Here is a 24,157-nt window from a genome sequence, read left to right as displayed (position 1 = left end):
CGCGGGCCGGAGCCCCGCGGCATCCGGTGTCGGCCGAGTCTCAGCCGGACGGGACGTTCGCTGCCGGGGCAGAGGGTCAGTACGCGCGAAGGTACTGCGCAGGGGCGGGCACGGGAGCGCCCAGCGCGACGGCGGCACGCAGCGCGTAGTGCGGATCCCGCAACCACTCGCGCGCCGACATGACCGCGTCGGCGCGGCCGTCGGCGACGATCTGTTCCGCGAGGGCCGGGTCGTCGATCATGCCGACGGCGCTGACGAGCAGGCCGGTCTCGCGGCGGACCTCGGCGGCGTAACCCACCTGATAGCCGGGGCCCGGCACCACGTGCTGCTCCGGCACGAGGCCGGCGCTGGAGACGTCGATCAGATCGGCGCCGGCCTCGGCGGCGATGCGCGCCGCGGCGACCGTGTCGGCCACGTCCCAGCCGCCGTCGGCGGCGTCGGTGGCGGAGAAGCGGACGAAGACCGCCGCGTCCGGGGCGGCGGCGCGCACCGCCGCGACGACCCGGGAGAGCAGGCGCACACGGTTCTCGAGAGAACCGCCGTACTCATCGTCGCGGTGGTTCGTGAGCGGGGAGAGGAACTGGTGCAGCAGGTAGCCGTGCGCCGCGTGCACCTCGACGACCTCGAACCCGGCGTCGGCGGCTCGGCGGGCGGCATCCGCGAAGTCGGCCACGACCTTCTCGATGCCGGCGGCATCCAGCGCGACAGGCTCGGCGTAGGAGGCGTAGGCGGATGCCGACGGGGCGACGGTGGCCCACCCGCCCGCGTCGACGGAGACCGATCCGCGCTCGCCGGTGAGGGGCGAGGAGGTCGAGGCTTTCCGCCCGGCGTGACTGAGCTGCACGCCGGCGACCGCGCCTCGGGCGCGGACCGCGGCGACGATCGGTGCCCACGCCGCCGCCTGGGCGTCGTTCCACACTCCCGCGTCATCGGGCGAGATCCGGCCCTCGGGTGAGACCGCACTCGCTTCGGCGATCACGAGTCCCGCGCCGCCCGCCGCGAACTGGGCGAGGTGCACGTGATGCCAATCGTTCGGGACGCCGTCGACGGCGCTGTACTGGCACATCGGCGAGACCCACAGGCGATTGCGCATCTCGATACCGCGGATGGACAGGGGTGTGAAGAGGGCGCTCACGGGGGACCTTCGCGTTCTAGGGTGTCGCCATGACGGCGAGAGACTGGAGCGGGCGGGATGCCGCCGGCACCTTCCGGAGGCCAACGGCGGACGACGACAAGTATTCCCGCGGCGTCGTGGGACTGCGCACCGGGTCCGAACGCTACCCCGGCGCCGCCGTGCTCGGCGTCGAGGCGGCATGGCGCACGGGTACCGGGATGGTCCGCTACCTCGGACCCTCGCGTGCGCAGGATCTCGTGCTGCAGCGTCGCCCCGAGACGGTCACGGCGGACGGGCGTGTGCAAGCGTGGGTGATCGGCTCGGGAACGGATGCCGCCGAGCGCGACGCCTCCGAGACGGCCGCTCTTCGCGGCATCCTGAGCGGGGACCTGCCGGTCGTGGTCGACGCGGGGGCACTGGACCTCGTGCCGGGGGCGTCGGCGCCGATGATCGTCACCCCGCACGCGCGTGAGCTGACCCGGCTCCGAGAGGCGCTGGGTCTCGCGACGGAGGAGGCTCGGGACCTCGACGTCAGGGAACGTCTCGCCGTCGAGACGGCGGAGGCTCTCGGCGGCGTGGTGCTGTCGAAGGGGGCGGTGACCATCGTGGCGGCGGCGGGCGGGAGCAGCCGTCGCGTCCGTTCGGGGACGTCGTGGCTGGCAACGGCCGGAACCGGCGACGTGCTGGGCGGAGTGCTCGGGGCGATCGTCGCCGGCGCCGTGGCCGCTGGACGCGCCGGGGTGGAGGACCTGGCCGCGTGCGCGGCGACCGCGGCATGGGTGCACGGGCGCGCCGGTTCCGTGGCCTCCCTGTCCCGCGGGTCGGGCGGGGGGCCGATCGTCGCGCTCGACGTCGCCGAAGCGCTGCCCGGCGTGATCGCCGCCCTCCTCGGGGACTCGATCGCATAACGTTCGACCCCGCCGTGCCCGTCAGGATGCGGGAGTCGGCCGAAGCGCGGGGGAGGCGTCCAGCGACGCCCGCTTAGGATTACCCGGTGCTGAGGCGTGTCATCCCCCTGTTGATCGCGTTCGTCGCCGTGCACGTCGTGGTGGCCGTTCTGGGCTACCAGCAGCCCAATGAACCCATGGGCGACGTGTACCTGGTCTACGAACCGTGGTCGCGCTGCGCCCTCTTCGGCGGCGTGGACGTGACCTCGTGCACGCGGAGCGACACCTGGCAGTGGCCCGGCATCACCGAGAAGTGGATCTACCCGCAGCTCGCGTTCCTGCCGATGACCTTCGCGTGGGTGTTCGCCTGGGCGATCGGCTACACCCCCGCGTGGGCCCTGACGGTGTCGTTGTGCAACCTCGTCGCCTTCCTCGTCCTCGTGGGCGACGCGCGCTCGCGCGGACGCGTCGTCGCAGCCTGGTTCTGGCTCGCGGCGATCCTCCTGATCGGTCCGGTCGGCATCTACCGCATCGACGGGATCACCGTGCCCCTCGCCCTCCTCGGCGGCATCTGGATGCTCCGGCGACCCCTCGTGGCATCCCTTCTGCTGTCGATCGCGGTGTGGATGAAGGTGTGGCCGGCGGCGATCCTCGCCGCCGGGCTCGTGGTGATCCGTCGTCGTCTCGCGCTGGTCTGGGGCGCGGTGGCCGTGTCGCTCGCCACCATCATCCCCGTCGTGGCCCTGGGCGGCGCCGGGTTCGTCTTCGGTTTCGTCGGCGACCAGACCTCGCGCGGGATCCAGATGGAGGCGCCCGTCGGGGGCCTCTACATGTTCCTCGCTGCGTTCTACGTGCCGGGGAGCCAGGTCTATTACGACGCTGACGTGCTCACGTTCCAGGTGACGGGACCGGGTGCGGAGCCGCTGATCGCGGCGATGACGCCCCTCATGCTGATCGTCATGGCGGGCGTAGCCGGCGTGGGCGTGTGGAAGCTGCGCCACGGGGCCACGTTCCTCGCCCTCTTCCCGCCGCTCTCGCTGGCGCTCGTGACCGCGTTCATCGCCCTCAACAAAGTGGGCTCGCCACAGTACTACGTGTGGCTGTTCGCACCGGTCGCTCTGGGCCTCATGCTCGACCGTCGTCGCTGGTACGCGTTCGCGGGCATGACGCTGGTGATCGCCGGGCTCACGCAGTGGATGTACCCGCTGCTGTACGACGGTCTGATGGCGACGCATCCCAATCCCTTCCCCGTGGTCGTGCTCGAGCTGCGCAACGCTCTCGCGCTGGTCCTGCTGGTGTGGGCGATCCTGCGGGTCGTGAAGGCCCCCGTCGGACGCGTACGCCCGCCCGCGGGCCTGCGCGAGATCGTCACCGGGCGGCGGCCGGTGCCGCCGCGCGTGCCCGCCGGGCGCTGAGCCCCGGGTGTCGGGCGGTCAGCAGCGCGGAGGGCCCGTGCCGCGCGTGCCCGCCGGGAGGTGAGCTCCGGGTGGCGGCCGGTCGCCGGCGCGGAGGGCCCGTGCCGCGCGTGCCCGCGGGGCGCTGAGCTCCGGGTGTCGGCCGGTCGCCGGTGCGGAGGGCCCGTGCCGCGACTCATCGGTACGCGATTCACCGGACCGAGCGCGTGGCGGCCCCGTATCCTCGAAACATGCTCATCGCCTTCTCCGTCGCTCCTTCCGGCATCGGTTCCGCCTCCGCGGAGAGCCCTGACGGGTCGGTGCACGACGCGGTCGCCGCGGCCGTCGCCGTCGTTCGCTCGTCCGGTCTGCCGCACCGGACGACGTCGATGTTCACGGAGATCGAGGGGGAGTGGGACGAGGTGTTCGCCGTCGTCAAGGCTGCGACGGAAGCCGTTCTGCCCTACGGCTCGCGCGTGTCGCTCGTTCTCAAGGCCGACATCCGGCCCGGCCGCACGGGCGAGATCGAGGGCAAGGTCGACCGCCTGGAGCAGGCGTTGGAGCGTCGCAGCGACTGAAACCCGGCCGGCTCCATCCGGTCGGCCAGGCCGACCGTCGTTCCAGCCGGGCTGTCGCCTCGGGATCGCTTCGCCTGCGCCTCGGGAGCCGCCTCGAGGCACCGTGCTCCCCTCACACTGCGGGCGGGTCGTTCCAGATGCGCTTGGTGACAGCCGTGACGTCGGCGTCGATGCGGGCCAGGTCGCCACGGAGGCGACTCTCGGTGGTCCCGATCATCGACTTCAGTTCGGCTTCGACGCTGTCGATTTTGGCGGTGAGTCCGGCTTCGACGCTGTCGATTTTGGCGTTGAGTCCGGCTTCGACGCTGTCGATTTTGGCGGTGAGTCCGGCTTCGACGCTGTCGATTTTGGCGTTGAGTCCGGCTTCGACGCTGTCGATTTTGGCGGTGAGTCCGGCTTCGACGCTGTCGATCTTGGCGTTGAGTCCGGCTTCGACGCTGTCGATTTTGGCGGTGAGCCCGGCCTCGACGCTGTCGATCCTCGTGGTGAGCTCCACGCGAGTGATTCGTGTCTCGGCCACCGTCTCGAAACGCAGCGCGTCGATCCGCGCCTCCAGACGATCCGTGTTCGCCGTGATGACTTTCGTGAGCGAACCCATGATGAGGTTCGTGCTGAAGGTCATCCCTCCGAGGATGGCGGCGGCGAACGTGCCGATCAGCACCCAGACCTGTGGTTCCGTCATCTCCGGCATCCCTTCATTGTGCGGCGAGGGGTCCGAGATTGCCACGTGCGGGGCGGGTGAAAAGTGCAGAAAGGTGCGGTCGGGGGAGAAGGTCGTCCACAGCCGTCTTGGGGAGGATGGGTGCCGTTCGGGCGGTCCGCGTCTGGGGCCGGCGGAGCATGACGTCGAAACGATTCGACCGCGGTCGACATCCCCGCTACGATCGTGATGTGACCTCCTCGACGACCTCGAGAGGCGCGGCGATGCGGGCGCTCCTTTCTCTCGCCATCGGCAGTTTCGGCATCGGTATGACCGAGTTCGTGGTGATGGGGCTGTTGCCCAACATCGCTCGTGAGCTCGTTCCCGGTGCCTGGGCCTCGTCGCCGGATGACGCCATCGCGCAAGCGGGCTGGCTCATCTCCCTCTACGCGCTCGGTGTCGTCGTCGGCGCCCCCACGATCGCAGGGTCGGTCGCGCGTTTCCCGCGCCACCGGGTGATGGTCGTGCTGGCCGCGGCGCTGGCGTTCTTCACCCTGCTGACGGTCATCGCCCCGACATTCGAGCTCGTCGCGGCATCCCGGTTCCTGGCAGGGCTCCCGCACGGCGCCTATTTCGGTATCGGTGCCCTCGTCGCCGCCGACGCGCTCGGCCCCGGCAATCGGGCGAAGGGCGTCGCGTTCGTGCTCACGGGCCTCACCATCGCCAACGTCGTGGGCGTGCCGCTCGGCACCCTGTTGGGCCAGCAGGTCGGTTGGCGCGCGGCGTTCGCCGTCGTCACCGGCATCTTCCTGCTCGCGACGATCTGCATCGCCCTCTTCGTCCCGAAGCACCCCGGCTCGCCCGGGCGACGGCTCCGAGACGAGCTGCGCGTGTTCCGCATCGCACAGGTCTGGTTCGCGCTGGGCATCGGGGCGATCGGCTTCGGCGGGTTCTTCGCGATGTACAGCTACATCGCGCCCATGGTCACCGACGTCGCCGGGCAGCCCGAATGGACGGTCTCGCTCGTCCTCGTGCTCGTCGGCATCGGCATGACCGTCGGCAACGTGGTCGGGGGTGCCCTCGCCGACAAAGACCTCCGCTTCTGGCTCTCCGTCGGTCTCCTCGCTCTCGCCGCGGCATCCGTCGGTCTCGCCCTGACCGCGGGCTGGATCGTGAGCCTCGTCCTCTTCGCGTTCCTCGTGGCCTTCTGCGGCGCGGCACTCAGCCCCGCCATCCAGACGCGCCTCATGGACGTGGCCGAAGACAACCAGTCGATCGGCGCCGCGCTCAACCACTCCGCGCTGAACATCGGCAACAGCCTCGGCGCCTTCCTCGGCGGTCTCGCGATCGCCGCGGGGCTCGGACTCGTCGCCCCCGCCTGGGTCGGTGCGGTGCTCGCCCTGGGCGGCCTCGTCGTCGCCGTCGCCTCGTACCGCGTCGAGGATCGCAGTGGTCGTCACCCCGGGCACCGGATGCCGGCTGCCGAGGCCGCGCAGACCGCGATCACCGGTTCCATCCCGACGCAGGGCTGACGCGGGCGACGGTCGCGGGGAGTGCGACCGCTGCGGATGCCGGCAGGCGCCGCAGTCGCGATCGTCAGGTCGCGAGCAGCCGGCGCAGGTGGGCGGCGACGGCGGCGGTCTCGATGAGGAAGCCGTCGTGCCCGAAGTCGCTCGTCAGCACGACCGCCTCGTCACCGTCGAGCGTATGCGGGATGCCGCGCGCGATCCGGTGCTGGCCGTCGATGGGGAAGAGTCGGTCGCTGTCGATACCGAGCACCAGAGTCGTGGCGGTGACCCGGGCGAGGGCGTCCTCGACGCCGTCGCGGCCGCGGCCCACGTCGTGCGAATTCATCGCCTCGACCAGGGTGAGGTAGCTGTTCGCGTCGAACCGGCGGGTGAACTTGTTGCCGTGGAAGTCGAGATAGCTCTCGACGGCGAACCGACCGCCTCGGCCGAGGGGGCTCACACCTGATTGCCATGACCGTTGGAACCGCTGGTTGAGCTCGGTGGGGCTGCGGTAGTTCAACAGCGCCATGCGGCGCGCGAGCGCGAGACCGCGGTGCGGGCCGTCGCCGTCGCCGGCGTCGTAGTACTCCCCGCCCGCGAAGCGCGGGTCCATGCGCACGGTGTCGAGCTGCACCGAGTTGAGGGCGATCTGGTCGGCCGTCGTGATCGGAGGCGCCGACAGGATCGCCGCGCGCGCGACGCGGTCCGGCAGACCCGCGGCCCATTCGATCGCGTGCATGCCGCCCATCGACCCGCCGACCACGGCGTACCACCGCTCGACGCCGAGCGCGTCCGCGAGCAGCGCCTGCGCGGCGACCTGGTCGCGGATCGTGAGATACGGAAAACGCGACGCCCACTCGTACCCGTCGGGCGCGATGCTCGCCGGTCCCGTCGAGCCCTGGCATCCGCCCAGCATGTTGGGGGCCACGACGAACCACCGGTCGGTGTCGATCGCGGCTCCGGGCCCGACCAGGTCGCTCCACCATCCGGCGGTGGAGTGCCCGGGTCCGGCCGCCCCGCGCACGTGACTGTCACCGGTGAGGGCGTGGAGCACCAGCACGGCGTTGTCGCGCGCGGGGGAGAGCTCGCCCCACGTCTCGTAGGCGAGGCGCACGAGCGGGAGGGACTCGGCATTCTCGGTCCGGAAGGAACCGAACGAGGCGAACTGGCGCTCGCCCGCGGGGTCGCCGTCGCGCCACGCGCCGGTCGCCGGGGGGCGGCCGAGGAGGAACCGCGCGTCGGCCTCCGTCACCGGGGCCGAGGGCACCGTGTCTTCGGAGATCTGCCAGTCCATGGCATCCATTCTCCCGGGTGCGGCGCGGGCCGACCGGACTGTTACGTGCTTGTCCAGCCCCCGCTCGCGCCGCACCGATCGATCAGAATCCCGCTATGGCGAACTACCTCCTCATCGCGGCCTCGAGCGACATCGGCGGGGCGACGGCGACACGACTGCGCGACGCGGGTCACCGCGTCCTCACGACGGCTCGGGACTCCACCGTCATCGAGCCCGATTTCCTCCTGGATGCCACGGACTTCGACGCCGTGGACCGTGTCGTCGCCGAGGCGGGGGAGGTGGAGGGCATTGCGGTGTTCGCCGGGTCGATGCTGCTCAAGCCCGCGCACCTCACCTCCCGCGAACAGTACGACGGGCTGATCGCGGCTTCGCTGACCACGGCGTTCGCGGTGGTGCGGGCGGCGGGGTCGCACCTGCGAAACGGCGGGGCGGTGGTGCTCGTGTCGTCGGCGGCGGCGCTGGCGGGCCTGCCCAACCACGATGGCATCGCCGCGGCCAAGGCCGGCGTCATCGGTCTGACGCTCTCGGCCGCCGCCAGCTACGCCGCCCACGGGCTGCGGGTGAACGCCGTGGCCCCCGGCCTCGTGCAGACGCGCCTCACCGAGAAGCTCACCTCGACCGACATGTCGCGGAAGGTCTCGGAGGCCATGCACCCGCTCGGTCGTCTGGGGGAGCCGGACGACGTCGCCCGCGCCGTCGAGTTCCTGCTCGCCCCGGAGAACGCGTGGCTGACGGGCCAGGTCATCGGAGTGGACGGCGGCCTGGGGAGCCTCCGGCCGCGGCAGAAGATCTAACAGGGCATCGCTCATCCGCGTCTCGGTTCGGTGCCCCTCATCGCCGTGATGGCAGGAGGACGAGGGGCGGCGGAGGCCGTCCGGACCCGCAACCTCGTTGGCCGTGATGAGGGGACGACGAGGGGCGGGGGGAGGATGCCGATGCGGTCTTCGTCCTCCGTTCATCCCTGACCCTCCGCTCGTCACGGGCGTGATGAGCGGTCGGCGGCCGCTGTGCGGTGGCCGCGTCTCCCCCCGACGGGAGGTGGCCCCGCGGCGCGGCTCGTCGCCAGAGGGCGGCGCCGCGCACGCGAAACGCCCCGACCCCCGCGAGGGTCGGGGCGTTCTCGAACAGGCTCAGACGCGCGAGGCCTCCGAGAGGCGACGCGCGGCGGCGAGGGCCTGATCGAGATCGGCCTTGAGATCGATGATGTTCTCGAGACCCACCGACAGGCGCACCAGCCCGGGCGTCACGCCCGCGGTCAGCTGCTGTTCGGGCGTGAGCTGCGAATGCGTCGTGGACGCGGGGTGGATGACGAGCGAACGCACGTCGCCGATGTTGGCGAGGTGGCTGAACAGCGTCAGGGAGTTCACGAACTCGCGGCCCGCCTCGACTCCGCCCTTCAGCTCGAACGACAGCACCGCGCCGACGCCCTTGGGGGCGTAGTTGTTGGCGGCGGCGTACCAGGGCGAGGTCGGCAGGCCCGAGTAGTTCACGCTCGCGACATCGGGGTGCGACTCGAGCCACTCCGCGATCTCCTGCGCGTTCTGCACGTGACGTTCGATGCGCAGCGACAGCGTCTCGATGCCCTGGATCAGCTGCCACGCGCTCTGCGGGGCGATCGAGGCGCCGAGGTCGCGCAGCAGCTGGACGCGGGCCTTGATGATGTACGCGAGGCCGTCGCCGACCGCCTGCGTGTAGACGGCACCGTGGTAGGAGGGGTCGGGCGTGGTGAGGCCCGGGAAGCGGTCGGAGTGCTCCGACCACGCGAAGGTGCCGCCGTCGACGATGACGCCGCCGATGGTGGTGCCGTGCCCGCCGAGGAACTTGGTCGCGGAGTGCACGATGATGTCGGCGCCGTGCTCGAACGGACGGATGAGGTAGGGCGTGGCGATCGTGTTGTCGACGATGAGCGGGACGCCGGCCTCGTGCGCCACATCGGCGACGGAGCGGATGTCCAGCACGTTGATCTTGGGGTTGCCGATGGTCTCGGCGAAGAACAGCTTGGTGTTCGGGCGGACCGCGGCACGCCACTCCGCCGGGTCGTCCTGGTTCTCGACGAACGTCGTCTCGATGCCCAGCTTGGCGAGGGTGTACTTGAAGAGGTTGTAGGTGCCGCCGTAGATCGAGCTCGACGACACGATGTGATCGCCCGCCTGCGCGATGTTGAGCACCGCGAACGTCTCGGCGGCCTGACCGCTGGCGACGAGGAGGGCGCCGGTGCCGCCCTCGAGGCCCGCGACGCGCTGCTCGACGACGTCCTGCGTGGGGTTCTGGATGCGCGTGTAGATGTTGCCGAACTCGGCCAGCGCGAAGAGGTTCGCGGCGTGGTCGGCGTTGTCGAACACGTACGAAGTGGTCTGATAGATCGGCGTGGCACGAGCCTTGGTCACCGGATCGGGCTGCGCGCCGGTGTGGATCTGCTTGGTTTCGAAACGCCAGTTCTCGGATGCCGACATGGCTGCTCCTCGGATTCGGGTGGCCGGACGGACGCCGCGGCCTTCTGCGAGCGTAGACACCCCCTCCGACACCGACAAGCGCCCCGGACACCTGCCGTAATACCCCGGGCGAGGCCGCTCCCGGACAGGGGTGCGAGGACCGGGTTGCGGGGGCTCGCGGTGGGGGGAGGGCGCAGTACCGTGGATGCCATGACGCGACGCGCAGTGGTGACCGGGGCCAGTTCGGGTATCGGAGAGGCGACGGCGCGCACGCTCCGCGCCCGCGGGTGGGACGTGGTCGGCGTCGCCCGTCGCGCCGAGCGACTGGAAGCGCTCGAGGCCGAGACGGGCGTGGTGGCCCACGCCGCCGATCTGACCGACGGCGAGGCCGTCGCGGCGCTGGCCGCGTGGCTCGAGCAGACCGGCGGCGTCGACGCGCTGGTGCACGTGGCCGGTGGCGCGCGCGGCAGCGACCGCGTCGAGGACGGCGATCCGCAGGATTGGCGGTGGATGTTCGAGGCCAACGTGCTCTCGGCTCAGCGGCTGGTGGCATCCCTGCTCCCGGGCCTTCGTCGTGCCGCGGCCGCAGCGGGTCACGCCGACCTGCTCTTCGTCACGTCGACGGCCGCGCAGGTGGCGTACCCCGGCGGCGGCGGTTACAACGCGGCGAAGGCGGGGGAGACGATGCTCGTGCGAGCTCTGCGCCAAGAGCTCAACGGTGAACCGCTGCGCGTCATCGAGATCGCCCCGGGCATGGTGCGCACCGAGGAGTTCACGCTCAACCGTCTGGGCGGAGACCAGGATGCCGCCGACAAGCTGTACGAAGGCGTCGAGGCGCCGCTCGTGGCCGACGACGTGGCCGATGTCATCGCCTACGCGCTGGATGCGCCCGGGCACGTCAACCTCGATCTGGTGACGGTGCGGCCCGTCGCCCAGTCCGCCCAGCACCTGCTGGCGCGCGGTCCGCTCACGACCCGCTGAGCCCGCCCGCGCGGACCGGTGGGAGCCGGTGCGGACACGTGCCGCGCGCCGGGGTGCGCGGCGTCGCGGCGGCGGGCGAACGCCCTAGGGTGAGAGCAGTCGAGGAGAGGATCCGGTGTGACGGACGAGCGCGAGCGGTTGAGCTGGGACGATTTCGGAGTCGCGACGCGCGACATCTCGCGGGCGATCGTCGCCGACGGGTTCCACCCCGAGGTGGTCGTCGCGATCGCCCGGGGTGGGCTGCTGCCGGGCGGGGCCATCGCGTACGGTCTCGGCGTGAAGAACTGCGGCGCGCTCAACGTGGAGTTCTACACCGGTGTGGGGACCGTCCTGGACGCCCCGGAGGTGCTGCCGCCCGCGCTCGATCTGTCCTATCTCGAGGGACGCCGCGTGCTCCTCGTCGATGACGTCGCCGACAGCGGTCGCACGCTCGATCTGGCCGTCAAGCTGCTCGACCGGCACGGAGCCGAAGCGCGGTCCGCCGTGATCTACACGAAACCCACCACCGTCATCACGCCCGACTACTCGTGGAAGGACACCACGCTCTGGATCGAGTTCCCGTGGTCGCACCAGGGGTCGGTGGCCGAAGAAGACGCGGCGTGACGGCGAAGTCGCTCGCCGAACTCGCGGACGCCGGGCTGATCGACGCCAGCTGGGTGGAGCCGTTGGCGCCTGTCGCCGATGACATCGCCGCGATCGGCGCTCGCCTGCGTCAGGAGGGCACGCCGTACCTCCCCGCCGGAGAACTCGTCCTGCGCGCCTTCCGGACCCCGCTGGCCGCGGTGCGGGTCCTCATCGTCGGGCAGGACCCCTATCCGACGCCGGGCCATCCGATCGGCCTGTCGTTCGCGGTCGACCCGCACGTGCGACCGGTGCCGCGAAGCCTGGCGAACATCTACCGGGAGCTTTCCGACGACCTCGGCATCGCCCCCGCCGCGCACGGCGATCTCTCCGCGTGGGCGACGCAGGGCGTCATGCTGCTGAACAGGGTGCTCACGGTGGCACCGGGCGCCCCGGCATCCCACCGCGGCTGGGGATGGGAGCGCGTCACCGAGCACGCCATCCGGTGCCTGGTGGCCCGGGACGAGCCGCTGGTGGCGGTGTTGTGGGGGCGGGATGCCATGAACCTCACGCCGCTGCTAGGGGCGACGGCCGTCGTCTCGTCGCCGCACCCCTCCCCGCTGTCGGCGAGCCGCGGGTTCTTCGGGTCGAGGCCGTTCTCGCGCGTCAACGCCCTGCTCGAGGAGCAGGGCGCAGCCGCAGTCGACTGGCGACTGCCCGCCTGACGCCGAGTCGGGAGCCCGGCGACCTCCGCCATGCGCCATGCGATCTCCGCCCTGCGACCCGCGCCCGAGCCCGGGCCACCCGTCGCCGACTCTTCGCCCGAGCCCGGCGTCGCCTGCCGTCGGTCCGGCGCCGGACACCGCGGCCGGGGCGCACGCGCCAACGGGTGCATGCGCGGCGGCGCCGTCGCGCGAAGCGGCCGGGAATCGGGCCGGCGGTCCGGCGACATGTGATGGAAACCGCCCGCCCGTAGAGTGGCGAGGTGCTGGAAGAGGAGTACGAGAAGAGCCGTCGGCGAGCCCCGGCCCACCTGCGTCGCGCACCCGAGCCCGAGCGCCCGTTCTCGTATGAGATCCGCCCGGCGACCGAGGCCGACATCCCCGACATCCGGGAGATCTACAACTACTACGTGCGCAACTCCGTCGTCACCTTCGACGAGAAGGCCTGGTCCCTCACCAAATGGCGGGACAAGTTCGCCACACTGCAGAAGTTGAAGCTGCCGTTCCTGGTGGCGCAGTCGCCCAGCGGGCAGATCCTCGGCTACGCCCTGGTGCAGCCGTGGCAGTCCAAGTCGGCGTATCGCTACACCGTCGAGAACTCCATCTACCTCGGCCAGGCCGCGGCCGGGAAGGGCCTCGGGCGGGCTTTGCTGGAGGCGCTCATCGATGCGTGTCAGGAGCTCGGGATCCGGGAGATGGTGGCCGCGATCAGCGACAAGGGCGCGGACGCATCGATCGCGCTGCACGAGAAGCTCGGTTTCACCGAGGTCGGTCGCATGGGGCGTGTGGGCTTCAAGTTCGGCCGGTGGCTGGGCGTGGTCTATCTGCAGAAGAGCATTCCGTCGAAGAAGAAGCGGCGGAAACTGTTCGGCTGACGAAAAACGCGCCGGATTCCGTGGGCGCCGCCGCCCCGTGTGCGGTGCGGGAGCCGGCGTGACGGTGTCCAGGGCGGATAGACCGGTCGAGCGGCCCCGTCGCGTACAGGCCGGCCTTCGCCTGTCGTCGTTCGATCAGCGCGCAGCGCGCGCGGGCGGGGCGGCCTGTCGGACCTCGTCGACGAGCGTGCGCCACGGCCCCTGGACTTGCCCGTCGGCCAAACGCGCCTGATGCACGGGGGCTCCGCCTCGGTGCACCTCGATGCGCCACTGGTATCGGTCGGCGCCCGGGGCCGGTGACGATGCGGCGTCCCAGGGACATTGTTCGACGAGTTCGCGCCACCGCGAGGCGTGATCCGCGTCGGCCTCAGCCCGCCATTGCTTCGACAGACCGGCAAGGCCGCCCGAGCGCACCACGATGATCGCGAGACGCTCCGCGTCGTCGGCTTCAGGCTGCGGCATCCTCCACGACGCCGACTCCGGCCCATGCGGCGCGGACGGCGGCGACCTCCTCCGACTCCTCACCGTACTCCGCGGCGGCCGCGGCGAGGGTGGCGGCGGCGAACGCCGTGAAGTCGGAGGTGGGGGAGAGCGTGCCCGCCGTCAGGGTGCGGTACCAGATGAGCCCCGCTCGTTCCCACGCGTTTCCGCCGAGAGCGACAGCGACGAGGTAGAACGCGCGATTGGGGATGCCGGAGTTGATGTGCACGCCGCCGTTGTCGTCTTCCGTCTCGACGTAGTCGCGCATGTGACCCGGCTGAGGGTCTCGGCCGAGCACGTCGTCGTCGTAAGCCGTGCCGGGCGCCTTCATCGACCTGAGGGCCTCGCCCTGCACATCGGGGGCGAAGATGCCCTCCCCGATGAGCCACGTCGCCTCATCGGCCGTCTGCCCGAGGTGATGCTGCTCCGCCAGCGCGCCGAACACGTCGGACAACGACTCGTTCAGCGCGCCGGACTGACCCTGGTACTCCAGCCCGCCGGCGGCCTCGGTCACCCCGTGGCCGAGTTCGTGCGCGATGACGCTGAGGGAGCGGGTGAACCCGACGAACACCTCGCCGTCCCCGTCGCCGAAGACCATGCGCTCGCCGTTCCAGAACGCGTTGTCGTAGTCGTCGCCGAAATGGACCGTGGCCAGCAGCGAGCCGCCCGCGGCGTCGATCCCGTCGCGCGCGAAGGCGTCCCAGAAGAAGTCGTACGTGGCCCCCAGCCCGTCGTACGCCTCGTCGACGGCGGAATCGCCGCTGGGCGGGTCGTCTTCGCTGCGCACACGCCGCCCGGGCAGGTTCTCGGTGTTGCCGGCGTCGGAGATGATGCGGTCGGGGGCGGGGACGGCCTCGGCGACGAGGGCGTCGCCGTCGATGGAAAGGCGCAGTCGCGTGCGCGTCGGTCGGGGAGGACGCGGTACGGCCAGCGTCTTCCGGGCGGCCGCTGCCGCCCGTGCGAGACGGGGGTCATCGGTCTGCGCGAGACGGTCGAGCAGGAACGGGGGAACGATGCCGGCGATCATGGGCCCGACGCTAGCGCGCACCTCCGACATCGCGGCATCCCTTGATCTCGTCCTGGGGGCGGATTCCCATCCGGGCGGGCGGGGGAGAGGTTCTCCGAGACTGTCGGCTCGCGTGATCACCGTCGTGCAGTTCGTCGAGACGGTGCTCGCGGGCAAGACCGACTGCGTCCTCGGGCGACGAGCCGGTTCGCTGCTCGATGGAACCCCCGTGGAGCAGCGTCGGGTGGGGTGAAACCGATCGGTTTCGTACCCGCTGAGCCCGCACGGGACGGACCGATCGGGCTCCGACGAGGCGCCCGCAGCCTTCATAGGAAGCGCCAAGATGTGGTGAGGGCTGGGTTTGGGCGTTGCGGTGACCATGGTCGGCATGCACCTCCTCAACCCTGTCTCCCTGTTCCGCCGCAACACCGATTCCGCTGCCGGTCGCAAGCGCGCCAACCCGGTCGTCACCCTCGGCGCCGGCATCGCCATCATGTCGATGGCTCTCGCCGGCTGCGCGACGACCGTCGAGGCCACCAACACCGCGACCCCGACGACCTCCGTCTCCGCCTCGGCATCCGCCACCGCAACGACGACCACGACCACCGATAGCGACGGCACGTCGGCCACCACGACGGCGGAGACGATCGCCGACACCGCCGCCGCGGCCGAGGCGTTCCTCGCGACCCTCAGCGATGAGCAGCGCGACGCGGTGCTGTACGCCTACGACGACGAGACGAAGACCACGTCCTGGTCGAATTTCCCCATCACGTTCGTCGAGCGTGCGGGCCTGAACCTCGCCGACCTCACCGACGAGCAGAAGACCGCCGCGCTGAAGGTGCTCGAGTCGCTGCTCAGCGACGAGGCGTACGAGACCGTCAGCAACATCATGGCCGGCGACACTTATCTCTCGGAGTACTCCAGCTCCACCGACGCCGACGTGCTGGGGCAGTACTACATCGCCTTCTTCGGCGACCCCTCCGACACCACCGCGTTCGAGGTGCAGTTCGGTGGGCACCACCTCGGCATCAACGCCACCCTCGACGGCTCCACGGATGCCATCACCTTCGCCCCCACCCACCTCGGCATGCAGCCGGCCGACTTCACCGACGACTCCGGCACCGAGATCCAGTCGTTCCAATACATCTACAGCGACGCCTTCGCCTTCTTCGACAGCCTCACCGCCGAGCAGCAGGCCACCCTCACCTCCGGTGATGTCACCATGTGCGCCCCCGGCGACACCTGCGACTACCCCACAGGGTCGGGTCTGACCGGCGCCGACCTCACCGACGAGCAGAAGCAGCTGCTGCTGAACCTCATCGCCAACTGGGCGGGCATGGCCGACGAGCAGACCACCGCCGACGCCCTGGCGAAGATCGAGGCCACCCTCGACACGACCGTCATCGCCTGGTCGGGCGAAACGGTCTACGACATGACCACCGGAAACGGCATCAACTTCTCCATCTCCGGACCCAACGTCTACATCGCCTTCCAAGCCCAGCAGGGCTCCGCCGGCGCCGACGTCGACGGCGTCACCACCTCCGGCTGGGGACACGTACACACCATCTACCGCGACCCCACCAACGACTACGCCAACAGCGTCACCCAGCAAGCCGCCACCGGCATGGGCGGCGGCCCCGGCGGCGCAGCCCCCGCCGCCTGATCGCCTCTCGAACGGCCGGCCGGCCCTCACCTCAAGCGGCCGGCCGTTCCTGTTCGTGCCGCAGCGTCCTTGACGGCGAGCTTGTCGTGGTGCAAAACGCGAGCCGACCGCAGGATGAAACGGGCAGGATCCATGTCTTCTTTCTCGAGGGGCGCGCCGCCGACGTGGCCGATGAAGCGAGAATCTTCGAGGTCCCGACCAATGAAGAATGACTCACGGCACTGTGCTTCCAGATCGAAATCGGGGCTCATCCCACCGCCCCAGTTCCTCGGGTTCGATTCTTCGCCAGGGCCGACCATGTCTCCACGGTCTCATTCGACCGGCGGAGGCTCAATGTGTCCGTCCGCGGGTGGGGGCAAACCCGATCGGTTTCGCACCATCTCGGACCGAATGCGCCGGAAACCTCCTCACAATGCGGTTGCATATGAGGGCGGCCGCCTACGCGAACGCTGCGGCGAACTCCGCAGCAGGCGGGATCTCCTCGATGATGTCGACGAGGATGCCACCCGGGACTTCCACGATGAAGTGTCGCTGACCGAATGGCTCGTCTCGAAGCGCAAGCCGGACGGGGAGGCCGGAGACGCGCAATCGAGAGAACTGGGCGCTCGCGTCGTCCACCTCAATGTTGAGCAGGACGCCACGGCACGCAGAGCGGAATCCCTCGGGGATGGTCTCGTGTGTGGCGTCGAGGACCGCGAGCTCGTGAACGCCGTTGCGGAGGCTGATATACCAATCGGTCGCGAAAGTCTCCTCGAAACCGAAGCACTCGACGAATACCTGCGCCACCTCAGAGGGGTTCTCAACCTGAACGACCGGGTAAAAGCTCTTCATGGCGATCCGTCCTTTACGTACAATGAGTATGTATAGACCATACATGCAGTATGTACGTAAAGGAAGACGTCGTGCCCCGTGCCTCCGCCGCTGATGCCGCTCTGACAGCCGACTCCATCCTCCGCGCCGCCACTGATGCGTTCGCGGAGGCGGGTTACCAGAGGGCGTCGGTGGGCCAGATCGCCGGGGCCGCGGGGGTCACCCGCGGAGCCGTGCACCACCACTTCTCAGACAAGCTCGGCCTGTTCCAAGCGGTCGTGCGAGCCGGTCACGAGAGAGTGGCTGCCGCTATCGTCGCGCGGGCCAGCACGCAGTCCGCGGATCCTCGCGCCGCTCTGCGGGCAGGCTGTCACGCCTTCGTCGACGCCATCACTGGTGACGCCGCGGCGCGCATCTTGCTCGTTGAGGGGCCTGCCGTTTTGGGCTGGTCGACGTGGCGCGCTCTCGACGCTTCGACGTCGATGAAGGAGCTTCAGGAGGCCGTGCAGGAGGTTACGGACGGCGACGCCCTCGCGCTCACACGCCTCCTCTCTGGGGCTATGAACGAGGGCGTTCTCTGGCTCATCGAAACACCCGAGAACGCCGACGCTCGCGCTTCGGTACACCGCGCGCTCGATCGGCTGATAGACGCGCTGTAGTGCCTGAAAGTGACTCTGGCGACTGGTGGGACACCGATTGGTTTTACATCGAGTGCAGCATCGCGATCAGTCGCCGAGGCGATGATGGATGCCAGTGGTGCACGCCGCGAGGGGGGTGTCGAAGTCTCGCTCATCCACGAGTTCGAAGTGATGACGCACAGGGCGTGGACACAGGAGTGAAACCCGAAGGCCTCCGCTCAATCGCGGGCGCGGCGGCGGAGGGCGCGCAGGCGTCGGTGGATGGCGGCCCGTTTCCACAGGTAGATGCCGGTGATCACGATCGCGGGGATGACGACCGTCTGCAGCAGCAAGCGGAGCGGTTCGCCGACGTGCGCGGGTGCGTAGATGAACGTACCGATGAGCGCGCCGGCGACGAGGTGGATCCAGCGCGAAAGTGAGCGTCGAGTGGTCGGGCGAGGTAGAGAGGTCACGAGAACTCCGATCTGATTGACAGTGTCAAGTCATCGTCACGCGTTGACTTGACAGTGTCAACCCCGCGTCCGAGAATTCTCACATGGAGTCTTCTCGAGACGATCTGCGCGCCCGACTCGTTGCCGCCGCGCGCGCAGAGCTGGATGAGCACGGTCGCGGGCGCGTGAGTCTGCGCGCGGTGGCGCGCCGTGCCGGAGTGTCGCACGCAGCACCCGCGTACAGCTTCGGCGACCGGGCCGGCATGCTGTCGGCCGTCGCCGCCGAGGGATTTGCCCAGCTCGCAGCCGAGCTCGACGCCCCTGTGCCGGAGGACACTTCCGCTCTCGCGGAACTCGGAACGCGGTACGTGGCGTTCGCGCAGCGGAACCCGGCCCTCTACGACCTGATGTTCCGCCCGGACGAGGTCGACGAAACCGCCCCCGACCTCATCGCCGCTCGACAGGCTTCGCTGCGCGCGCTCATCGCGGCCACTGGCGGGGCGGAGGAGGGGAACCCGACGGCGCTGACGGTGATCAGCTGGGCACTCGCACACGGGCTCGCCTCGCTCGACGCGCAAGGGGCGATCGGGTCACTCACCACCGACGCGACACCGGCGAACCTCCTCGCGGTCTACGCACGCGTCGTGGAGGTCTCCCACTGACTCAGGATTCCGGCCGGCGTCACGGTCAGCGCCCTTGACGTGGTGCGGAACCGATCGGTTCCGCACCGCACTCCCGTCCGAGTACAGCTCCCGGAGACCGCACGCGACCACAGCACTTTCCGTCGGCGAGTCCCGGACCTTCCGCATCAGCTCGTTCGTCAGCCTGCCCACGCTCGTTTGCGTCGTACTCCGCCGCCCGAGCAATCGCCTCGTCTCCCTCTCGACGCGCTCTCCGCCGGCTGTACCGGATGGCCCCACCAACGGTCACGAGCACAAGCGGGATACCGACCACCCATCGTCCGTTCCCGGCCAGGAAGCCTCGGCGTCGGCGGGGTCTTCGTCTCTCGGTGGCTAGTGGAGGACAGGTGCTCGGCCGACGTCGGCACCGGGCGCGGTGTCACGACAGCGCATCAGACCGTCGCGGACCGCCTGAAATGTGCAAGAGGACCGTGCGGCGGGCGCGAGAGATCCCCGTTCAGCCCGGCAGCGTCGGAATGGATGCCAGCAGGCGGCGCGTGTAGGCCGCCTGGGGCTGCAGCAGCACCTTCTCGGTGGGGCCCTGCTCCACGATGCGGCCGTCCTTCATGACGACGACCTGGTCGCACACGTTCTGCACCACCCCGATGTCGTGCGAGACGAGCACGAGGGTCAGTCCGTCGTCGGCGCGGAGACCGGCGAGCAGGCGCAGGATCTGCGCCCGCACGGTGACATCCAGGGCCGACAGGGGCTCATCGCCGACGAGGATGCGCGGACGGTGCACGATGGCCCGCGCCAGCGCGATGCGCTGGCGCTGCCCGCCCGAGAATTCGTGCGGGAAGCGCGCGGCCATTCCCGCTTCGAGCCCGACCTGCTCCAGCACCTCGCGCACACGCGCCCGGCGGTCGCCTTCGATGCCCAGCGCCCACAGGGGTTCCCCCACGATGCGCCCCACGTTCATGCGCGGGTCGAGCGAGGAGTACGGGTCTTGGAACACGACGCCGGTCGCCCGGCGGAGCCAGTGCAAAGAACGCGCCGAGCCGCGTGCGTCCACGGTGCGTCCCTCGACCTCGACCGTGCCGGCGGAGGGCGCGTCGAGGCCGAGCAGCAGGCGCACGAGGGTCGATTTGCCCGAGCCCGACTCTCCGATGATGCCGACCGCGGAGCCGGCGAGCACCGACAGATCGGCGTCGGCGAGAGCCGGCGTGCGCTCGGCTCGACCGAAACCCCTCGATCGGGGCGCCGGGTAGTCGCGGGAGAGCCCGCGCGCTCGGATGAGCGTCTCGGTCACGACATCCGCTCCTCGGTCGGGTTCCCGGGGGCGGCGTCGCCCGCCGACGGCGTGGTGCGCTCCGACACCGCGTCGCGCGCGTCGTCGACCGGCGCGGCATCCCCGGTCCGTTCGGGATGCCAGAGCGTCGCCGTCGCGTCGCGCAGCAGTGCCCGGGTGACCGGCGACGACGGCGCGCGCAGGAGCGCGGCGACCTCGCCCTGCTCGACGATCCGGCCGTGCTCCAGCACCACCGCGTGGGTGGCCACCTGCGCGAGCACCGCGAGGTCGTGGGTGATGAAGACGAGGGACATGCCGGCATCCTGGACCAGAGCGCGAAGCAGTGCGAGGACGCCGGCCTGGACGGTCACATCGAGGGCGGTCGTCGGCTCGTCGGCGATGAGCAGGCGCGGACGGCACGCCAGGGCCATCGCGATCGCGACGCGCTGACGCTGCCCGCCCGAGAGCTGGTGCGGGTAGCGCGAGACGATCCGCTCGGGGTCGGGGAGCGCGACGCGCTCGGCCTCGGCGACGGCCCGGCGCATCGCCTCGCGGCGCGAGACGCCCTCGTGGATGCGCACCGACTCGCCGATCTGACGGCCCACCGTGCGGATCGGATTCAAGGCCGTGCGTGGCTCCTGGAACACCATCCCGATGTCCTCGCCTCGGAGGCGCGCGAGCTCCCGATCGGGGAGCCCGAGGATCTCGCGACCGTTCCATCGGACGCTGCCGGTCGCCCGCGCGCCGTCGGGCAGAAGGCCGAGGATGGCGAGGGCCGTGAGGGACTTCCCCGAACCGGATTCCCCGATGAGCCCGACGCGCGCGCCGTCGGGCACGGAGAACGAGATGCCGTCGACGGCGGGGCGTCCGCCGATCTCGACGCGCAGGTCGGTCACCTCGAGGCTCATGCGACCACCCCCGGGACGTGCGTGCGAGCGGAGGGGGACCGTTCGGACAGCGTCGGATCGGCCGCCTCCCGCAGCGCGTCGCCGAGCAGGTTGAGTCCGAGAACGGTGAGGGTGATCGCCAGGCCCGGCCACACAACCGTGAGCGGATGCACGGCGATGTAGCCCTGCAGGTCGCTCAGCAGGACGCCCCACGAGGGCTGGGTCACCGGGGCGCCGAAGCCGAGGTACGACAGCCCCGCCTCGGCCAGCACCGCCACCGCCATGCCCCATGACAGCTGCACGATGAAGACCGGTGCGACGTTGGGGAGAAGGTGCCGGGTGAGGTTCTGCCCTGTCGTCAGGCCGCTGGCGCGTCCGGCGAGGACGTAGTCGCTGTGCAGGACGCGGCGCAGCTCCGGGCGCGTGACGCGTGCGATGTTGACGCCGAAGCCGATGCCGACGGCCCAGATCACCACCGCCAGCGAACCGCCCCACACCGCCGAGATCATCATGGCGATGATGAGCACGGGGAAGGCGATCAGGATGTCGACGAGAACGGCGATGCTCTCGCGTATCCACCGGGCGGTGAGCGATCCGAGCGCCGCGAGGGTGAGGCCCAGGACCGACGCGACCACACCGGCGCCGACGGCGACGAGGAGCGTCGTGCGCGCTCCCGCCATGAGCAGGCTGGCGATGTCGCGGCCGCTGTCGTCGGTGCCCAGCACGTGCGGCCACGAGGGGGCGCTCCAGCGCGCGCGAGCGTCGACGGCCGCCGGGTCGAAGGGGGTCCAGAACAGCGAGACGACGGCTGTGAGCGCAACGAGAGCGACGATCAGGATGCCGAACCGGCCGGTGCCCAGACTCCACAGACGCGTCGCGGTTTTCATGCGACCTCCCGCTGGCGAGGGTCGAGGAGCCGGTGCACGAGATCGACGAGGAAGCCCACGATGAGCACGATTCCGGTCAGCGCGAGCAGCTCCCCCTGCACCTTGGGCAGATCGCGGGAGGCGACATCGCCGACGAGCATGCGGCCGATACCGGGGAGGGTGAACAGCTGCTCGATGACCACGGCCCCCACGATGATCCCGGCGATCTGGAGCCCGAGGACGGTGATGACCGAGAGGCCCACGTTCGGCAGGCCGTGGCTGAGGAGAGCGCGCGTGCGCGTCAAGCCCTTCGCGGCGGCCGTGCGCACGTAGTCCTGCCCGACTGCCTGCAACGTGGCACTGCGCACGAAGCGCAGGAGCATCGCGCCCTCGATCACGCCGATGGTCAGTGCGGGCAGGATCAGCGCGCGCAGCGCCGCGCCGGGGTCGCTCCATCCGGCCCGTGGGAAACCCTGCGGCGGGAGCCAACCCAGCCACACCGAGAACACCACGACGAGCATGAGACCGGCCCAGACCACGGGGACGGCGGCCAGCGCCTGCGCGACGACGCTCATCGCGGTGCCGGCCGCACGGCGGCGACCGAGAGCCGACAGCACCCCGAACGGGATGCCGACGATCAGCGCCACCGTGAGTGACAGGGCCGCGAGGGGAACGGTCACCCGTGCCTTGTCGGCCAGCTCCGTCGTCACCGGGGTGCCGGTGATGAGGGAGGTGCCCAGGTCGCCGCGCGGCACGCCGCCGATCCAGTCCGCGTACTGCGCCCACAGCGGTGCGTCGAGACCGAGACTCGCGCGCACGGCGGTGATCTGCTCGGGAGTCGCTTCGCCGCCCGCGATGAGCTGCGCGACGTCGCCGGGGAGGACGCGCAGCGAGACGAAGATCAGCACGCTGGCCACGGCCAGGCCCAGCACGAGCAGGCCCAGCCGTGTCAGCGCGTAGCGGATCACTCCGACGAGACCGTCACGCCCGCCAGGGGCAGGCGCACGTTGAGCGAGTTCTTCGGGAAGTTCGCCACGTTCGAGCCCACCGCGGTCAGCGGGGTGGAGAGGAACAGCCAGTCGGCGGCATCCTGATCGCTGACGATGCGCGCGGCCTCGGCGAGCAGGTCGGCGGACTGCTGCTCGTCGGTCGTGGCGAGCGCCTGCGCGTACAGGCTCTGCACCTCGGGGTTGTCGTACCCGAAGTAATACGTGGGGTCCGCCCAGTTGCCGAAGTCGCGGGCTTCGACGTGGCGCACGAAGCTGAGGTCGTAGTCCTTGTTCGTGTAGACGTCCTGCAACCAGGCGGTGAAGTCCACCTGCTTGACCTGCAGCGTCACTCCCACGTCGGCGAACGCCGACACCAGGAAGGTCGCGATCGAGCCGGGGTAGACGTTGGGGATCGTCAGCGCGAGCGTGAGGTTCTGGGCCCCGGCCTCCGCGAGGAGCTCGCGCGAGCGGTCGGGGTCGAAGGGGACGGTGCCCGTGAGGTCTTCGTATCCGGGGTCCAGCGGCGGAATCGGGCCGGAGAGGGTGTCACCGGAGCCGAGGGTCTCGACGAGGGCGTCATGGTCGATCGCGAGGCGCAGGGCTTCGCGCACGCGCTCGTCGGTCAGCGGCGCGCGCTGGTTGTTGAACGCGAGCGTGCCCTTGTCGGTGGTCAGACCGGACTCGATCGTGAAGGCCCCGGTGCCCTCGATCTGACTCCGGAGTTCCGGTTCGATCTCGAGCGCCACGTCGACGTCGCCGGCCACCGCGGCGTTGACGGCGGCGTTGTTGTCGGGGATGTAGTCGAGCACGACCTCGGCCACACCGGCCCGCTCGCCCCAGTAGCCGTCGTAACGGGCGAGGGTGAGGCTCTGACCGGTGTTCCAGTCGTCCACGCGGAACGGACCGGTGCCATTGGCCGCCGTCTGCAGATTGGTCGTGTCGCCGCTGCGGAAGACGAGCCCCGCACGGCCGGTGAGGGTGAAGAGGAAGTCGATGTTGGGCTGCGCGAGCGTGATCACGATCGTCGAGGCGTCGGGGGAGGCGATCGAGGTGACCCCCGCCAGAGCGGCGCTGTCGGCGATGGTCGCGTCGTCCTTGGCCGTCTGCAGCGAGGTGACGACGTCGTTCGCGGTGAGTTCGCTGCCGTCGTGGAAGGTCACTCCCTGCCGGAGGGTGAAGGTGTAGGTGAGGCCGTCGGGCGACACGTTCCACTCCGTGGCGAGGGCGGGGACGATGGCGTTGTCCTGATCGGCGTCGCGCGTGACGAGCCCCTGGTAGACGTTGTCGACGAGCGCCTGTTCGAGGGCCGCGCCTCCGGTGCGGCGGATGTCGAGATTGGACGGCTCCAGGGACAGGCGCACCGTCAGGGTGGCATCCGGGTTCGGTTGGCCCGTGGGATTCGCGGCGGTGTTCGAGCCGGTGCAGGAGGTGAGCAGCAGGGCTCCGATGAGAAGCGCACTCGTGGCGAGAGCAGTGCGGCGCAGCATTGCGGG

At 70.4% G+C, this 24,157-nt stretch carries 26 protein-coding genes; 12 read left to right on the top strand and 14 right to left on the bottom strand.

Translation table 11 applies throughout. The features are described 5' to 3' along the window. Nucleotides 1–76: 76 nt before the first annotated feature. Nucleotides 77–1,135: an oxidoreductase gene (locus QE392_RS16035; protein WP_307453484.1), complete on the bottom strand. Its 1,059-nt coding sequence runs from the start codon at nucleotides 1,133–1,135 to the stop codon at nucleotides 77–79. A 29-nt stretch (nucleotides 1,136–1,164) separates the two neighbouring features. Between QE392_RS16035 and QE392_RS16030 the strand changes: the two genes are divergently transcribed. The 3 genes from QE392_RS16030 to QE392_RS16020 all read left to right on the top strand — a co-directional run bounded on the left by QE392_RS16030 (nucleotide 1,165) and on the right by QE392_RS16020 (nucleotide 3,973). Further along, nucleotides 1,165–2,022, top strand: a complete 858-nt coding sequence (locus QE392_RS16030) for an ADP-dependent NAD(P)H-hydrate dehydratase (RefSeq protein ID WP_307453483.1) — start codon at nucleotides 1,165–1,167, stop codon at nucleotides 2,020–2,022. Between the two features lie 86 nt (nucleotides 2,023–2,108). Beyond that, nucleotides 2,109–3,416 (top strand): glycosyltransferase family 87 protein, encoded by a 1,308-nt coding sequence (locus QE392_RS16025; protein ID WP_307453482.1) that lies wholly within the window; start codon nucleotides 2,109–2,111, stop codon nucleotides 3,414–3,416. A 230-nt stretch (nucleotides 3,417–3,646) separates the two neighbouring features. Beyond that, nucleotides 3,647–3,973 carry a thiamine-binding protein gene (locus QE392_RS16020; protein ID WP_307453481.1) on the top strand — a complete coding sequence of 109 codons (327 nt, stop codon included), beginning with the start codon at nucleotides 3,647–3,649 and terminating at the stop codon, nucleotides 3,971–3,973. A 112-nt stretch (nucleotides 3,974–4,085) separates the two neighbouring features. Here the strand turns inward: QE392_RS16020 and QE392_RS16015 are convergent, their stop codons facing one another. Continuing rightward, on the bottom strand, nucleotides 4,086–4,700 hold the full coding sequence (locus QE392_RS16015; RefSeq protein ID WP_307453480.1) for a hypothetical protein: 615 nt from the start codon (nucleotides 4,698–4,700) through the stop codon (nucleotides 4,086–4,088). A gap of 197 nt (nucleotides 4,701–4,897) precedes the next feature. Between QE392_RS16015 and QE392_RS16010 the strand changes: the two genes are divergently transcribed. Next, entirely contained in the window at nucleotides 4,898–6,145 is a 1,248-nt protein-coding gene (locus QE392_RS16010; RefSeq protein WP_307454172.1) for an MFS transporter, read from the top strand. 64 nt (nucleotides 6,146–6,209) lie between these two features. On the opposite strand, the gene metX is transcribed toward QE392_RS16010, so the two are convergent. Beyond that, nucleotides 6,210–7,415, bottom strand: coding sequence for a homoserine O-acetyltransferase MetX (metX, locus tag QE392_RS16005; RefSeq protein ID WP_307453479.1), 1,206 nt, complete (start codon nucleotides 7,413–7,415; stop codon nucleotides 6,210–6,212). Between the two features lie 95 nt (nucleotides 7,416–7,510). On the opposite strand from metX, the gene QE392_RS16000 reads away from it, so the two are divergent. Next, a complete protein-coding gene (locus tag QE392_RS16000; protein ID WP_307453478.1) occupies nucleotides 7,511–8,209 on the top strand; it encodes an SDR family NAD(P)-dependent oxidoreductase in 699 nt (232 codons plus the stop codon). 336 nt (nucleotides 8,210–8,545) lie between these two features. On the opposite strand, the gene QE392_RS15995 is transcribed toward QE392_RS16000, so the two are convergent. Further along, nucleotides 8,546–9,868 (bottom strand): bifunctional o-acetylhomoserine/o-acetylserine sulfhydrylase, encoded by a 1,323-nt coding sequence (locus QE392_RS15995; RefSeq protein WP_307453477.1) that lies wholly within the window; start codon nucleotides 9,866–9,868, stop codon nucleotides 8,546–8,548. Nucleotides 9,869–10,057: 189 nt separating this feature from the next. Between QE392_RS15995 and QE392_RS15990 the strand changes: the two genes are divergently transcribed. The 4 genes from QE392_RS15990 (at nucleotide 10,058) to QE392_RS15975 (ending at nucleotide 12,986) form a co-directional block, all read left to right on the top strand. After that, nucleotides 10,058–10,828 (top strand): SDR family oxidoreductase, encoded by a 771-nt coding sequence (locus QE392_RS15990; RefSeq protein WP_307453476.1) that lies wholly within the window; start codon nucleotides 10,058–10,060, stop codon nucleotides 10,826–10,828. A gap of 117 nt (nucleotides 10,829–10,945) precedes the next feature. After that, complete coding sequence (locus QE392_RS15985; RefSeq protein WP_307453475.1) at nucleotides 10,946–11,431, top strand: phosphoribosyltransferase; 486 nt, start codon at nucleotides 10,946–10,948, stop codon at nucleotides 11,429–11,431. Then, complete coding sequence (locus QE392_RS15980; protein WP_307453474.1) at nucleotides 11,428–12,114, top strand: uracil-DNA glycosylase; 687 nt, start codon at nucleotides 11,428–11,430, stop codon at nucleotides 12,112–12,114. The genes QE392_RS15985 and QE392_RS15980 overlap by 4 nt, the downstream gene beginning before the upstream one ends. Nucleotides 12,115–12,374: 260 nt before the next feature. Beyond that, nucleotides 12,375–12,986 carry a GNAT family N-acetyltransferase gene (locus QE392_RS15975; RefSeq protein WP_307453473.1) on the top strand — a complete coding sequence of 204 codons (612 nt, stop codon included), beginning with the start codon at nucleotides 12,375–12,377 and terminating at the stop codon, nucleotides 12,984–12,986. A 135-nt stretch (nucleotides 12,987–13,121) separates the two neighbouring features. Here QE392_RS15975 and QE392_RS15970 read toward each other — a convergent pair whose 3' ends face one another. Together QE392_RS15970 and QE392_RS15965 are read right to left on the bottom strand one after the other, a co-directional pair. Further along, on the bottom strand, nucleotides 13,122–13,448 hold the full coding sequence (locus QE392_RS15970; RefSeq protein WP_307453472.1) for a protealysin inhibitor emfourin: 327 nt from the start codon (nucleotides 13,446–13,448) through the stop codon (nucleotides 13,122–13,124). Next, nucleotides 13,435–14,493, bottom strand: a complete 1,059-nt coding sequence (locus QE392_RS15965; protein WP_307453471.1) for a M4 family metallopeptidase — start codon at nucleotides 14,491–14,493, stop codon at nucleotides 13,435–13,437. Before QE392_RS15965 ends, QE392_RS15970 begins: the two co-directional genes overlap by 14 nt. A gap of 367 nt (nucleotides 14,494–14,860) precedes the next feature. Here QE392_RS15965 and QE392_RS15960 point away from each other — a divergent pair, with 367 nt between their 5' ends. Beyond that, a complete protein-coding gene (locus tag QE392_RS15960; RefSeq protein WP_307453470.1) occupies nucleotides 14,861–16,135 on the top strand; it encodes a DUF3500 domain-containing protein in 1,275 nt (424 codons plus the stop codon). A gap of 26 nt (nucleotides 16,136–16,161) precedes the next feature. Here QE392_RS15960 and QE392_RS15955 read toward each other — a convergent pair whose 3' ends face one another. Continuing rightward, entirely contained in the window at nucleotides 16,162–16,434 is a 273-nt protein-coding gene (locus QE392_RS15955; RefSeq protein ID WP_307453469.1) for a hypothetical protein, read from the bottom strand. A gap of 139 nt (nucleotides 16,435–16,573) precedes the next feature. After that, complete coding sequence (locus QE392_RS15950; protein ID WP_307453468.1) at nucleotides 16,574–16,966, bottom strand: VOC family protein; 393 nt, start codon at nucleotides 16,964–16,966, stop codon at nucleotides 16,574–16,576. Between the two features lie 50 nt (nucleotides 16,967–17,016). On the opposite strand from QE392_RS15950, the gene QE392_RS15945 reads away from it, so the two are divergent. Then, a complete protein-coding gene (locus QE392_RS15945; RefSeq protein WP_307453467.1) occupies nucleotides 17,017–17,604 on the top strand; it encodes a TetR/AcrR family transcriptional regulator in 588 nt (195 codons plus the stop codon). A 197-nt stretch (nucleotides 17,605–17,801) separates the two neighbouring features. On the opposite strand, the gene QE392_RS15940 is transcribed toward QE392_RS15945, so the two are convergent. Then, the gene (locus QE392_RS15940; RefSeq protein ID WP_307453465.1) at nucleotides 17,802–18,035 is read right to left on the bottom strand and encodes a hypothetical protein; all 234 of its coding nucleotides are present in this window, start codon (nucleotides 18,033–18,035) and stop codon (nucleotides 17,802–17,804) included. An 83-nt stretch (nucleotides 18,036–18,118) separates the two neighbouring features. Here QE392_RS15940 and QE392_RS15935 point away from each other — a divergent pair, with 83 nt between their 5' ends. Continuing rightward, complete coding sequence (locus tag QE392_RS15935) at nucleotides 18,119–18,676, top strand: TetR/AcrR family transcriptional regulator (RefSeq protein ID WP_307453464.1); 558 nt, start codon at nucleotides 18,119–18,121, stop codon at nucleotides 18,674–18,676. Nucleotides 18,677–19,151: 475 nt separating this feature from the next. Here QE392_RS15935 and QE392_RS15930 read toward each other — a convergent pair whose 3' ends face one another. Genes QE392_RS15930 through QE392_RS15910 form a run of 5 tightly spaced genes read right to left on the bottom strand, consistent with a single transcriptional unit; the run spans nucleotide 19,152 to nucleotide 24,151 of the window. After that, nucleotides 19,152–19,943: an ABC transporter ATP-binding protein gene (locus tag QE392_RS15930; RefSeq protein WP_307453463.1), complete on the bottom strand. Its 792-nt coding sequence runs from the start codon at nucleotides 19,941–19,943 to the stop codon at nucleotides 19,152–19,154. Next, nucleotides 19,940–20,830, bottom strand: a complete 891-nt coding sequence (locus tag QE392_RS15925; protein ID WP_307453462.1) for an ATP-binding cassette domain-containing protein — start codon at nucleotides 20,828–20,830, stop codon at nucleotides 19,940–19,942. Before QE392_RS15925 ends, QE392_RS15930 begins: the two co-directional genes overlap by 4 nt. After that, a complete protein-coding gene (locus QE392_RS15920) occupies nucleotides 20,827–21,696 on the bottom strand; it encodes an ABC transporter permease (protein ID WP_307453461.1) in 870 nt (289 codons plus the stop codon). Before QE392_RS15920 ends, QE392_RS15925 begins: the two co-directional genes overlap by 4 nt. Then, the gene (locus tag QE392_RS15915) at nucleotides 21,693–22,643 is read right to left on the bottom strand and encodes an ABC transporter permease (protein WP_307453460.1); all 951 of its coding nucleotides are present in this window, start codon (nucleotides 22,641–22,643) and stop codon (nucleotides 21,693–21,695) included. The genes QE392_RS15920 and QE392_RS15915 overlap by 4 nt, the downstream gene beginning before the upstream one ends. After that, nucleotides 22,640–24,151 carry an ABC transporter substrate-binding protein gene (locus QE392_RS15910; RefSeq protein ID WP_307453459.1) on the bottom strand — a complete coding sequence of 504 codons (1,512 nt, stop codon included), beginning with the start codon at nucleotides 24,149–24,151 and terminating at the stop codon, nucleotides 22,640–22,642. The genes QE392_RS15915 and QE392_RS15910 overlap by 4 nt, the downstream gene beginning before the upstream one ends. Nucleotides 24,152–24,157: the final 6 nt, after the last annotated feature.

Source organism: Microbacterium proteolyticum, assembly GCF_030818075.1.
GTDB classification, from domain to species: Bacteria; Actinomycetota; Actinomycetes; order Actinomycetales; family Microbacteriaceae; genus Microbacterium; species Microbacterium proteolyticum_A.
This window is presented reverse-complemented; position numbering and strand designations above follow the sequence as displayed.